The sequence below is a fragment of the Neobacillus sp. WH10 genome (assembly GCF_030123405.1).
In the GTDB taxonomy this organism is placed as follows: Bacteria; Bacillota; Bacilli; order Bacillales; family Cytobacillaceae; genus Neobacillus.
In genome coordinates, this window is the sequence record NZ_CP126110.1 from 3,205,055 (window position 1) to 3,217,892 (window position 12,838).

Genomic DNA, 12,838 nt, shown 5'->3' on the forward strand with positions numbered 1-12,838 from the left:
TTTACTAGCTTAAAATGGTGGAGTGTTTCTTTGCTGGAAGTGGAAAGTCTTTATTTTCAAAAGTCTCGTATCTCCTGATTAGTTCTTTTCGTAATTCACTTGGAATAACAAGATCATCAACAACAAGCTCCCCTGACAACTTAACAATGTCATATCCTGCCCTGTATTCTTCTCTTAGTTCTTGTACAAGTGCGGCTCTTTCTTGTGGATCAGTTACCGCCTTGATTTTATTATAATAAACTGCATTGACTGCAGCTTCTGGTCCCATTATTGCGATTTCAGCAGACGGCAGTGCAATCGTTGTATCTGGTTCATACGCTGGGCCCGCCATCGCATAAATACCTGCTCCATATGCTTTTCGAACAATAACACACATTTTCGGAACATTTGCCGTGGAACTAGCATAAATGAAATTCCGCCCTTTTCTTAAGATTCCCTCCTGCTCCACCTTCGTTCCGACCATAAAGCCAGGAGTGTCACATAAATAAAGAAGTGGAATATTGTAGGCATCACATGTCCAAACAAATTTTGCCCCTTTATCCGCCGATTCAGGGAAAATTGCTCCACCTTTTTGCATCGGTTGGTTAGCGACGATTCCGACTGTCTTTCCATTCAATCTTGCAAAACCTGTAACTAGTTCTTTGGCATAATCTGCTTTCACCTCTAAGAAACTATTACCATCGACAATTGCTTCAATTAATTTACGAACATCATAGGCTCGGTTAGGCTCCATCGGAATAATGTGGTCTATTTCTTGCGGATTTCGGCTTGGTTCTACTACAGGAAAACTAGGCGCTTTTGCCTCAAAATGATCAGGTAGATAGGCAAGCAGTTTTTTTACAATTTCGGCAGCTTCCTCCTCTGATTTAGCAATAAAATCAGCCGATCCGCTCTTCGATGTATGCATGGTCGCACCACCGAGCTCTTCAATATCAACTTTTTGCCCTGTTGCCATTTGGACCATTCTCGGTGATGCAATCGCCATTCCTGAAATTTTGTCCACCATAATCACAAAATCAGAAAATACAGGCATATAGGCCGTTCCTGCAAAACATGGTCCATAAAGGACAGCGATTTGCGGAACACGACCTGAAAGCATACTGTGATTGTACCAAATTTTACCTGCTGAGTATTTCTCTACATGGTAGCCGACGGCTTCATCAATACGACCGCCAGAAGAATCAATTAAGTATACAATCGGACGGCGCCCGCGGATTGCTGCCTCTTGAATTCTTAATATTTTTTCGCCATGGTATTTACCAATTGATCCTGCCTTGACCGTATAATCACTCGCCATAAAAAAAGTTAAGCGATTATCTATTTTTCCCGTTCCAGTTACTACTCCGTCTGCTGGCAGTTTTTCTTTATTAGCATTTGCAAATAATCCAGTTTCGTAATAGGGCTGTTCATCATCAAAATAAAGTTTCAATCGATCACGAACAAATAATTTCCCCAATTTCTTGATTTTTTCATGATCAGGTCCACCCTGATAAATTCGTTCTCTTACTGCGAGCAATTTTTGTTCCCGTTCCAATACATACACCTTCCCTTTACATTTATTAAATTACGATTTTCATAGGCTGGTTATGAGAGGATTCCCAAACGTTTTGTCAAAATTTCATACATGATTTGTGTTGTTCCGCCTCCAATTGTTTGGATACGGGCATCACGCCATATCCGCTGGATCGGGTATTCCATCATGTAGCCATTCCCTCCATGTATTTGCAATGCCTGGTCGGCCACTCGATTAACCATTTCCGTTGCATACACTTTTGCCATTGTTGCCTCCGTCACACAGTTTTCACCTTTGTTGTATAAGTAAATTGCACGATAAGTGATGTTCCTCGCTTTTTCAATATCGACTGCCATGTCCACTAGTTTATGGCGAATCACTTGGAACTCAGATAACGGCTGTTTGAACTGAATCCTTTCCTTACTGTATTTAATGGCCAGCTCCAAGGCTTTCTCTGCTGCACCGATACAGCCCAAAGCCATCGTCAATCTTTCATATTGAAAATTTTCCATTACATAAAGAAAACCCTCATTTTCATTTCCAATTATGTTTTCACTTGGAACTTTCACATTATCAAAGAAAATTTCGCTAGTATCAGATGAACGCCACCCTAATTTTTTCAACTTTTTCCCAACGGAATATCCTTCTGAATTCGTTTCAACAATAAATAAACTCACATTTCGATGGACAGGATCCTCCCTCGTCCTTGCTGCAACAATCACATAATCAGCATTGACTCCATTTGTGATGAACGTTTTGGATCCTGTTAAGATGTAATAATCGCCAGCTCTTTTGGCTGTTGTTTTAATTGCAGATACATCCGATCCACCACTAGATTCTGTTATGGCCAGTGCTGCAATTAATTCACCTTTAATTCCTGGAACTAAGTATTTTTGTTTTTGCTCATGGCTTCCATATTTCCAAATATTCGTCATTGCAATCGACGTATGGGATCCAATTGCTGCTGCAACTCCACCTGCACCACATTTTGCCAACTCTTCTGTGAACACGGCTTCCATTATTAAATCCAGCCCGCTTCCGCCATACTCTTCGGGAAACTTGATGCCTAGGTATCCTAGTTCGCCCATTCTTTTATACAAACTTCTTGGTGTTTCCCCCTCTCTTTCCCACTTCTCGATATTTGGAACCACTTCTTTTTCCATAAAAGCTCTGACACTTTTACGAAACATTTCATGTTCTTCAGTAAACATCCAATGTGACATGAGTACCCCTCTCCCTTTTTTACAAACCGATTTGTTTTGCGATAATCTCTTTCATAATTTCATCGGTACCGCCGCCAATTCGAGCCAATCTGCTATCTCTCCAGGCTCTTTCAACTGGGTATTCATCCATATACCCATTGCCTCCAAATATTTGCAGTGCTCGGTCCGCTACCCAATGACCCATTTGAGCGGCTGCCAATTTAGTCATAGAAATTTCCTTTGATGGAACTTCACCTTTTGAAAATCTGTAGGCAGTTGCATAGGTCAATTCTCGGCAAACCTCGATTTGGGTCTTCATTTCTGCCAGCAAGTGGGCAATCACTTGAAAATTTCCAATTGGCTGCTTAAAGGCACTCCTGGTCTTAGCATAGTTCAAAGCCATTTCATAAACATGTTCGGCACAACCAATTGCACCAGCTGCTCCAATCATTCTCTCCCCTTGAAGCTGCCACATAATTTGATAAAAACCTCTGCCTTCTTCTCCTAATAAATTTTCATGTGGAATACGCACATTATCAAATATTAGTTCTGCGGTATCAGAGGAACGCATTCCGACTTTATCCAGCTTTTTACCGACAGAGAATCCGGGGCGATTTGTTTCCACAAGGAATAGGCTGATTCCGTTTGGTCCAGGGTCGTCAGAAGTTCTGGTAACCAAGGTCACAAAATCTGCCCTCGTTCCGTTCGTTATAAACGTTTTTGTCCCGTTGATGATCCATTCGTCTCCAACACGCCTTGCTCTCGTTTGGATTCCCATTACATTCGAGCCATTGTTTGGTTCTGAAATACCAATAGCTGCAACCTTCTCCCCTTTTAAGGCAGGTTTCAAGAAGCGCTCATGCTGGTCTTTCGTCCCAAACTTATAGATGGGAGGGGTTGCCATATCTGTTTGGACAGCGATTGCCATTGGCAATCCTCCGCAGCCGCATTTATTCATTTCTTCGGCAAGGACAAGACCGGAAAAATAATCGCCTCCTTGACCGCCAACTAACTCTGGATAATGCAGTCCTAACAATCCCAGTTCACCCATTCTTGTAAATACGGACCGTGGAAATATACCTTCCTCTTCCCATTCATCGATAAAAGGGGAAATCTCCTTTTCAACAAACCTTCGGATCATATCCCTTAGCTGGTCATGTTCCTCTGTAAAATATGGTTCATACGGCATACCCTACTCACCTCTTTTTTTTACTTTCAATAATTGATCATCTATTTCAATTTCTAAACGAAGCATATTGGCGCCAAAGCATTTTCCAAGGTTATCAAGCCGGAGAGTGGTGGAGCCTCCACCATCTAATGCCTCAGTGCAAACAAAATTCAAAGCAAGGATATTTGGCAATTCGTAACGAGTAACCTCCCCTTCTACAAGTCCAGTAAAATATTCTTTTACCCTTTCAGCTGTCAACTCTGTTAAAAAAGCTTGATAGATTGCTTGATTTGGAGCAAATACTCCGACATTCACTGTGTTCCCTTTATCGCCAGATCGTGTTTGGGCAATATCCTTCAGCTTTACAATTGCCATCCATTACACCTCCACGACTTCGACTTTCACTTGATTTTCAACCTCTTCCCGTGGAAGCAGCGTTGACCACATGCCTAACAAAGCTCTTGGAGAAGCATTACCTGCAAATCCACTCATGGATGGAGGACCATTTAATGCGATTGGAGGAAAGAGTCGGCTAAAACGGGCTGCTTCCTGCTTTGTCTCGGCACGAACAACCATTCGTAAGAATACTTCATTTAATTCACTTTGACTGTCATGTGCAAGAGGACCACTCAAGGAGTTATAGCCCATAAAATCTGTTCTAACCTCCTGATAATTCAAGTGATATCGCTCCAATTGGATACGAATGATTTCATCGACTTTCTTCGCTTTCAACATTGCATCAGGCCATGAAAATCCGACGATGACCTGGCTTGCATAGCCATTTTCATAGCCCATGACTACTTTCAAAGTATCCGTCCTTGGTTTTCCTTTTACCCCTGTTACACTGACTTTATTGGATCCAGCATTTTCTAATTTGACATTGGTTAAATCGACAATGACATCTGGCGTAATATAGGCCGAAGGGTCATGTATCTCATAGAGCATCTGTTCCTTAACCGTATCAACTGTTACTAATCCGCCTCGATCTTCTACTTTACTGATGATAAAATTACCATTTTCGGAAACCTCCGCAATCGGATATCCCATTCGGTCAAATCCTTCAATTTCCCACCAGTTTCCGCTAAAATTTCCACCTGTTGATTGTGCTGAACACTCTAATAGATGCCCCATAAAGACTCCGCTTGCCAGCTTATCCCACTCGTCCGGACTCCAGCCAAATTCATAAATCAGCGGAGCAAGGAACTGGGCAGTATCAGTTGTCCTTCCTGTTACAACGATATCAGCACCACCTTCCAATGCCTTAACAATTGGCTCTGCCCCGATATAAGCATTAGCAAATTCGAGCCTTCTTTTTACATCCTCAATCGATTTCGCAGTTTCTAAATGATTCAACGGATACCCTTTCTCTAGAAATTCTGGGATTCTGTCCAATACATTGTCCCCTGTTACGACAGCGACTTTTAAACCGCTAACTCCCATTTCCCTTGCGACCCGCAGGATTTCCTGTTGGGCTCCTATTGGATTAATTCCACCGCCATTTGTTAAAAGCTTAATCCCTTTTTCCCTAACATAAGGAAGTAAAGCTTTCATCTGCAGTGGGATATCCTTTGTAAAACCAGCGTTTTCATTTTTCCGTTTATCCTTTACCAAAATAGCCATTGTCAGTTCAGCTAAAGCATCGAAACAAAGGTATTGAACGTCTCCTTTTTCCGCTGTTGCAACAGCAGCTTCTATGGTGTCTCCATAAAACCCTTGGGCAGCACCGATCCTTACTTTTTTCATCTAATATGTCCTCCCGCCTTTAATCGTTACTAATCTTTACAAGACAATCACCTTCTTGGACAAACTCACCTTCTTTGGTGTTAATCGAAGCTACCACCCCGCTGTGTGTCGCTTCAATCGGGATTTCCATTTTCATTGACTCCAGAATGATTAATACATCGCCTTCCTTCACCTCATCATTTTCTTTCACCTCAATTTTCCACACGCTTCCTGCCATATTAGATAAAATTTCTACCATTTCAATCACTCCCTCTTTTATTTTCCGCCCCATATTGGCTCCCGCTTTTCAAGAAAAGCAGTTGCCCCTTCTTTTACATCTTCACTCATAAAGGACACCAGTCTTAATGTCGTTAAATAATCAAAAGACTTCTGCATATCCATCTGTTCTGTATTGAAAAATGCATCAAAACTTAACTTGACTGCCAGTGGACTGAAACTGGCGATTTTCTTTGCAAGTTTCATTGTTTCGGTCTCAAGCTCATCCGGATTGACAACCCGATGAACCAAGTTAATTTCTTTTGCCTGTTCTGCTGATAAGATTTCAGCAGTGAGCATCATCTCCATCATTTTTCGCTCACCTACGGCACGCCGTACCCAAGGCATGATGACAAATGGAACCAGCCCGAGCTTAAGTTCCGTCAACCCTAACTTTGCCGAGGTGGAGGCCACGGCAAGATGGCACATCGCGACAAGCCCCGTTCCTCCTCCTAATGCCGGACCATTTACACTTGCAATTAATGGGGTTGTGACCTCAGTCCCCAGCTTAAACAATTCAGTACTCTCCCGCCCTTCAACATAAAGCTCTGGGGCTGTTTTCTCTAAAATTTTTTTGAACTCATTTATATTTCCTCCAGCAGAGAAGGCTTTTCCGGCACCCGTAATGATGATGGCTCTAATATTTGGGTCCTTGTCTGCTTCCCTAATGGCATGAATTAGTTCTTTGGTCGATTTTTCAGTTAGAGGATTTCTCATTTCAGGTAAATTCAACGTCACTTTAGCAACGCTTGCAAACTCTTCATAAAGGATTGTTTCATAGATCATGCACTCACCTCTTTCTTTTTGATATTGTTGCATCACTATCCATGTATCTTGCAATAACTGTGCCAATTTTCAATAAAATCATTCCTTCCCTTTATTGCCCTCAAATCATGCTCGAATCGTGAATTTCATCCAAAACTTCTTTTACAAACCATGAAGAAAGATTATGAGTTGTGTACGCTTGCATACAAAAGTGAACAGTTGTTAAGAGAAGTTTACAATGTAGCGTTTGTATAAATTTCATGGAGCCGTTATAATAATTGTTATAAGAAAAATAATAATTTTCAGACTATTAAAGGTGTGATGGATTTTTGAATGTTAGCAGCTTTACAACCGTTAATTTTGTCAATTTAACCCTTGATAGTACGATTCGTGAAGCCATATCAGCATTTCTTACACATCGGGTGGACATCGGCTGTGTAACCACTGATAGAAATTTACTCGGCATCATTCATAAAAATGCCATTTACCGAGCATTGCTGAATAATTACCCACTCGATTCTCCTATTCGACCACTTATCAAAAAAAATGTTGTCACCATTCAAAAGGATCAGTCATTATTAGAAGCAAGAGAGATAATGATTGAAGGAAATGTCAGCCAAGCTGTAGTTCTTGACGAACATCAGAAAGTATATGGCATCATGTCGAAATTAGATTTGGTAAACTCTAACATGACTGTATTAGCTGATACCCTAAACCGAATGAAGTCATTAGTTGAAAACCTTCAGGATGCTGTTATTTCAGTTAATTCAAATTTGAAAATTACGACGTTTAATCAAGTTGCCCTCGACCTGCTTCGACTAAATGGCAAGTCATTAATGAATTCACCTATTGATCGGTTTCTTCCCCATTTTAGAAGATGGTTAATTGAAACGTTGAAAACCGGGGAAATTCAGAATGCAAAAAGAATCAGTTTTGAAGACCTATCCGTCATTGCATCTTTTATCCCTATCAGAGAAATGAACAAGGTTACCGGGGCAATGGTTGTATTACGGGATGTCACTTCCTATGAAATCATTGCGAATGAATTAGAAACCACCAACCGGTTAAAGAAAATTTTGGACAGTGCCCTTGAACTGGCTTATGACGGGGTGGCTGTAACCGATCAACACGGCCATATTACCATGGTCAATCAAGGGTTCAAGGAACTCTTCGCTAACGATTATCATAAGGAAATCCTTGGAGCGTCTATTTCAAAAATTGCACCACAGATTCCATCGCACCTCAGTCTGATGTTTGATAAAAAAATTGATGGTGAACTCATTCAAATCAATGATCAAAAATGCATTGTTGCACAAATGCCCATTTATCAAGATGGACAAAGACTGGGAGCCATCTTTAAAATCATTTTCCGGCAGCTGGATGCTTGGAGAGATATCCTGTTACACATGGAAAAATTAGAAAGCGAAATTTCTTATTACCGTGGTGAATTATTCCGTATCTCTAAAGATACGAACCCATTTGCCCATGTCATCTCTCAAAATCCTCAAATGAAGAAATTTAAACAAGATGCTGTCATCGCCGCAAAATCTTTATCCAATGTCTTGATAACTGGTGAAAGTGGCACTGGTAAAGAATTGTTTGCAGAAGGCATTCATACGATATCTGGCCGAAAAGGAACCTTTATTAAGGTTAATTGCGGGGCTATCCCTGAAGAATTATTGGAATCGGAATTCTTTGGTTATGCGGATGGCGCTTTTACCGGGGCGAAAAAAGGGGGCAAACCTGGAAAATTTGAATTAGCCGATAATGGAACGCTTTTTCTAGATGAAATTGGGGATATGCCTCTATCCTTACAAGTAAAGCTATTGAGAGTCCTACAAGAACAAGAATTTGAAAGAATTGGTGCAACCAAAACAACTAAGGTAAACGTCCGAATTATTTCAGCAACAAACAAAGACTTATCTGAGCTTGTTAAACTAGGAAAATTCAGAGAGGATCTCTATTACCGTATCCATGTTATCCATTTACATATCCCGCCTTTAAAAGACAGACCGGATGATATTCCCTTATTGTGCAGTCATTTTATCAATAAGATTAATCGTAAAACAAGCAAAAACATCATTAGTGTTTCCCAAGAAGTGATAAAGAGCTTTCAGCAATACCATTGGCCCGGCAATATAAGGCAATTGGAAAATGTTTTGGAACGAGCATTCCACTTTTGTCAATCCAATTTGATACAGTTGGAGCATCTGCCTAAAGAGTTGAATTTACTTGATGGACCAGCTTCCCCTCCATTATCAAAAATGACAGATTCCGATTTTACCATTAATAGGAAGCAATCCATTAGCCAGACTGAGAGAGAAATTATCCTCCAGGCCTTAAAGAAATACCACGGAAACCGCACAAAAGCCGCAGAAATATTGGGAATTAGCAGGACAACGCTTTACCAGAAAATGAAAAAATATCAAATTAAAGAAGAATTTGAGTTTAAAATAACCTCAACATAGAATTTCGAAAGTGACTTGACTGGTGCTGGATCTGGACAATCCTCAAAGTCCAATGATAACTGAAACAACCATATGGGAAACTGCCCATATGGTTGTTTTTTGTCTACTTATTGTAATTGTTTCATATATTCCTGTTTTAAAATTGACTTTTGTATTTTCCCTGCTGGTGTCTGTGGCAGTTGCTTTACGAAAACAATTTTCCTTGGGACTTTATAATCGGCCAAATTCTGTCTACAGAATATATCTATTTCCTCTTCCGAAATTGTTGCACCTTCTTTTGGGATAATATAATATAGGCCGACTTCACCAAGAAACGGATCTGGGACTCCAATTCCTGCTGCAAACGAAACTTTTGAATGGGACATAAGAATGTTTTCCACCTCAGTGGGATATACATTATATCCTCCTTGTATATACATCTCCTTCTTCCGGCCTTTTAAATATACATACCCTTCATGATCAAGATAGCCAATATCACCAGTATATAACCAGCCATTATCTGAAAATGCTAATTTTGATTCTTCGTCAAGCCCATAGTATCCTGCTGCTCGGCAATTCCCTTTTACCGCTATTTCTCCAACCTCACCATTCGGTACTTCATTTAGTTGACTATCGACAATCTTAATTTTGAAATCTCCAATTGGCACTCCTATACTATCCTGCACCTTTTCAAGAGAATCTGTCAATTTTGTCAAAATACAAGCACCGGAGGTTTCACTTAGGCCATATAAATTGATAATTTTGGCATTTGGGAAGCGGAATTGAATCATTTCACATTGATTTGGATCGACATTAGATCCACCAGCTATGCAAATTTTTATCGAGCTTAGGTCATATTTATCAATATCCCTATGATTAAGTACCATGAGAAACATGGTAGGCACCCCTGCAAATATCGTGGGTTTCATTTGATGAATCTCGTTCAGCACAGTTTCTGGAATAAATTCGGGAATCAATACAACACTTCCAAAACTTAACAACAGGGCATGTACGGTACAGGTAATTCCCCCAACATGGTTAAGCGGCAAATTCCCAACAGCGCAATCATTTTTCCCGATGGATAAGTGCTCTGCTTGTGCTTTTGCAGACTCTAAAATACTTCGGTTTGTAATCATCGTCCCCTTTGGCCTTCCTGTTGTACCGGATGTGTAGATGACAATGACTGTATCATTTTCCATTACTGATTTTTTACAATCCTCTAGCTTTCTTCTTTCAGCAGGACGATTTAATAATTCCTCGAAAGATAGACTTCCTTCAAAACCAGATTCTATGAAAATATACTTTTTAACTGTTGGTACCTTTTCTTGATAGTTTTCAAAGAAACTTGCAAAATTAAATCCTTTGTAGCCAGAGATTGAGACAATACCTTTTGCTTTTGAATTGTTAAGCATATATTCTAATTCTGTTTCACGATAGCGGACATTTAAGGCCACTACACCCACGCCAATTTTTGCGGCTGCAAAATAGGTATAGATCCACTCAATCTGATTTAATGCCAAAATCGCAATCGTATCTCCTTTTGTAAATCCTTCCTGAAGCAGTGCTGAAGCTAAAACATCCGTAATTTCATCAAGCTCTCGATATCTGATGCTTTGTCCATTGCAGAATAAAAAAGGCTTATCAGGAAACTTTGCAGCTGCATCCGCTAATACTTTATGAACAATCCAATCTTGCAAAACCGTCACCTTCCCATTTTATAGTAAAAAACGGAGATTAAACCGGGTGATTAGAATATAGGCTTTGATACTTTTCTCTTAGAACGTGCTTTTGAATTTTTCCCGTAGTTGTCTGTGGGAGCTCCGATACAATTAACACTTCTTTTGGAACTTGGAATGACCCCAGATGTTCTTTGCAGTGGTTAATGATATCCTCCTTCGTAGCTTCCTCCCCTGGTTTCAAGACGACAAATGCCGTTACGGCTTCAATCCAGCGCTCATGCGGAAGACCCACAGCAACTGCATTTAATACTTTTGGATAGGAAATTAGCACCTGTTCAACTTGAATGGAAGCAACATTTTCTCCGCCCGACTTAATCATGTCTTTCTTTCGATCGACAAAGACGAGCAGCCCATCCTCATCAAAGTAACCTAAATCCCCAGTATGATGCCAGCCAAATTGTCTTGTGCGATTCGTTTCTTCTGGATTATTGAGGTAGCCAGCCATAACATTTGGGCCGCGATGAACGATTTCACCGACTTCCTTTTTTCCGAGCAATATCCCGTTTTCATCCATAATCGCTATATCCGTAATTATGGATGGTACACCCCAATAAGGTCCGGATTTATTTAGCTGGTCCTCTGGTTTGAAAACACAGGTAGCAGGATACATTTCCGTTTGCCCAGACCCAAGTGCAAAGTCACAGCCAAGTTCATTGATCCCTTTTTCAAGCGTATTCCGATCCATTGGTGCCATCGCATATAAACAATAGCGCAAGCTTGATAAATTATATTTTTTAAAAGAAGGATGATAGAGAAACGCTCTATACATCATTGGCAAAGCAAACATCCATGTAATCTTTTCTTTTTCAACCGTTTTCATTAATGATTCTGGCTCGAATCCTTGAATGATTACAACGGTAACACCCAGATGGAAAAAGGCAGCAACAAGTGCATGTTGAGCACAATGGAATACGGGCATCAATAGTGTAGCAATATCCTTTTTCTCCAATCCAGCCTCGATAATATTCGCCAGACTGGCAATGAACACCGCTTGATGGTTAATTAGGACTCCTTTCGGTGTTCCAGTAGTACCACTCGTAAACATAATCTGGGCAATATCCCGATCGCCAATATTTACTTCCGGTTCAGCTGTATTATTGGTTTTCAATGTATTTTCAAATTTTTCTGTTTCAAGAGCCCCACTGCCAATCACGAGTAATTCAGGACAAATGCTTGAAAATTCTTCTTTTTTCCCCTGTAAAAATACCTCGTCACCTATAAGTACTTTTGCTTGAACTTCCGATAGAATAAATGACTTTTCATTGAAAGAAACTCCAGGATTAAGCGGAACCCATACTAAACCAGCCTTGGCAATTCCGAAAATAGCAACAAGAAACTGCCAGGAATTACCGCAAATCGTTGCCACTGTATCTCCTTTTTCTAATCCAAGGTCTAACAAGTAGTGGGCAAATCGGTTACAATCATTGTTAAAGTCTTTATAGCTAATCCTTTTTTCACCCGAAATAATAGCCATTTTTTCAGGACTTTTTGCGGCAGTCCTGCGAACAATATCACCAATTGCGACACGATTCAAGATCGTAATCTCACTCACTTTAGCCTTCACCCCTAGTTTTTTGAATTATATTTGGAAAATTAACTCATTTTTCCATAGCTCACCGTAATACCGCTCCTAACATCCTGCTGAATACCGTATGGAGGAATCGAATAACGTAAGCCAATACCTACAAAAGGGAATTGCAAGAATTGTACCAACCTTTCCTTAAGCCATCCATGAAGCAGGGCTTCACCATAGAAAATATAAGAAAAAATCTTTCTTACATAGTAGACAAACATGCAGTTTTACAGCACCTGCAAATGAAGGAAAATTTATTTTACAGGTTGATTTTCTATTGCACTGAACATGGAAATAACCATCTCTTTGACCGCTTGAAATGATGGATGTATTTACACAAATGTTAAGAAAAAACAACAGTTGTACAAATTTGCAAACAGTGTTAATTGTTTTTGTATCAGGGAAAGGATTCGGCTAATCATGCCTTATACTA

11 protein-coding genes are annotated in these 12,838 nt (G+C 40.1%); 1 reads left to right on the top strand and 10 read right to left on the bottom strand.

The features are described from left to right. Positions 1–4: 4 nt before the first annotated feature. Genes QNH20_RS15140 through QNH20_RS15170 form a run of 7 tightly spaced genes read right to left on the bottom strand, consistent with a single transcriptional unit; the run spans position 5 to position 6,667 of the window. Positions 5–1,543, bottom strand: a complete 1,539-nt coding sequence (locus QNH20_RS15140; protein WP_283918830.1) for an acyl-CoA carboxylase subunit beta — start codon at positions 1,541–1,543, stop codon at positions 5–7. A gap of 41 nt (positions 1,544–1,584) precedes the next feature. After that, entirely contained in the window at positions 1,585–2,736 is a 1,152-nt protein-coding gene (locus QNH20_RS15145; RefSeq protein WP_283918831.1) for an acyl-CoA dehydrogenase family protein, read from the bottom strand. A gap of 19 nt (positions 2,737–2,755) precedes the next feature. Further along, complete coding sequence (locus QNH20_RS15150; protein WP_283918832.1) at positions 2,756–3,904, bottom strand: acyl-CoA dehydrogenase family protein; 1,149 nt, start codon at positions 3,902–3,904, stop codon at positions 2,756–2,758. Between the two features lie 3 nt (positions 3,905–3,907). Continuing rightward, entirely contained in the window at positions 3,908–4,258 is a 351-nt protein-coding gene (locus QNH20_RS15155) for an AtuA-related protein (protein WP_283918833.1), read from the bottom strand. A 3-nt stretch (positions 4,259–4,261) separates the two neighbouring features. Then, complete coding sequence (locus tag QNH20_RS15160; protein ID WP_283918834.1) at positions 4,262–5,626, bottom strand: acyclic terpene utilization AtuA family protein; 1,365 nt, start codon at positions 5,624–5,626, stop codon at positions 4,262–4,264. 19 nt (positions 5,627–5,645) lie between these two features. Further along, positions 5,646–5,864, bottom strand: coding sequence for an acetyl-CoA carboxylase biotin carboxyl carrier protein subunit (locus QNH20_RS15165; RefSeq protein ID WP_283918835.1), 219 nt, complete (start codon positions 5,862–5,864; stop codon positions 5,646–5,648). 17 nt (positions 5,865–5,881) lie between these two features. Next, positions 5,882–6,667 carry an enoyl-CoA hydratase/isomerase family protein gene (locus QNH20_RS15170; RefSeq protein ID WP_283918836.1) on the bottom strand — a complete coding sequence of 262 codons (786 nt, stop codon included), beginning with the start codon at positions 6,665–6,667 and terminating at the stop codon, positions 5,882–5,884. Between the two features lie 308 nt (positions 6,668–6,975). Between QNH20_RS15170 and QNH20_RS15175 the strand changes: the two genes are divergently transcribed. Then, the gene (locus QNH20_RS15175; protein ID WP_283918837.1) at positions 6,976–9,114 is read left to right on the top strand and encodes a sigma-54-dependent Fis family transcriptional regulator; all 2,139 of its coding nucleotides are present in this window, start codon (positions 6,976–6,978) and stop codon (positions 9,112–9,114) included. Between the two features lie 107 nt (positions 9,115–9,221). On the opposite strand, the gene QNH20_RS15180 is transcribed toward QNH20_RS15175, so the two are convergent. The 3 genes from QNH20_RS15180 to QNH20_RS15190 are packed head-to-tail and all read right to left on the bottom strand — an operon-like array spanning position 9,222 to position 12,626. Next, positions 9,222–10,790 (bottom strand): class I adenylate-forming enzyme family protein, encoded by a 1,569-nt coding sequence (locus QNH20_RS15180; protein WP_283918838.1) that lies wholly within the window; start codon positions 10,788–10,790, stop codon positions 9,222–9,224. 37 nt (positions 10,791–10,827) lie between these two features. After that, positions 10,828–12,384 (bottom strand): class I adenylate-forming enzyme family protein, encoded by a 1,557-nt coding sequence (locus QNH20_RS15185; RefSeq protein WP_283918839.1) that lies wholly within the window; start codon positions 12,382–12,384, stop codon positions 10,828–10,830. A gap of 41 nt (positions 12,385–12,425) precedes the next feature. Further along, entirely contained in the window at positions 12,426–12,626 is a 201-nt protein-coding gene (locus tag QNH20_RS15190; RefSeq protein ID WP_283918840.1) for a hypothetical protein, read from the bottom strand. Positions 12,627–12,838 lie beyond the last annotated feature (212 nt).

What these genes read in the sequence shown, in the direction of transcription:
- QNH20_RS15145 (WP_283918831.1), bottom strand. Translation starts at nt 2,736, where the DNA reads ATGTCACATTGGATGTTTACTGAAGAACATGAAATGTTTCGTAAAAGT.
- QNH20_RS15150 (WP_283918832.1), bottom strand. Translation starts at nt 3,904, where the DNA reads ATGCCGTATGAACCATATTTTACAGAGGAACATGACCAGCTAAGGGAT.
- QNH20_RS15155 (WP_283918833.1), bottom strand. Translation starts at nt 4,258, where the DNA reads ATGGCAATTGTAAAGCTGAAGGATATTGCCCAAACACGATCTGGCGAT.
- QNH20_RS15160 (WP_283918834.1), bottom strand. Translation starts at nt 5,626, where the DNA reads ATGAAAAAAGTAAGGATCGGTGCTGCCCAAGGGTTTTATGGAGACACC.
- QNH20_RS15165 (WP_283918835.1), bottom strand. Translation starts at nt 5,864, where the DNA reads ATGGTAGAAATTTTATCTAATATGGCAGGAAGCGTGTGGAAAATTGAG.
- QNH20_RS15170 (WP_283918836.1), bottom strand. Translation starts at nt 6,667, where the DNA reads ATGATCTATGAAACAATCCTTTATGAAGAGTTTGCAAGCGTTGCTAAA.
- QNH20_RS15190 (WP_283918840.1), bottom strand. Translation starts at nt 12,626, where the DNA reads ATGTTTGTCTACTATGTAAGAAAGATTTTTTCTTATATTTTCTATGGT.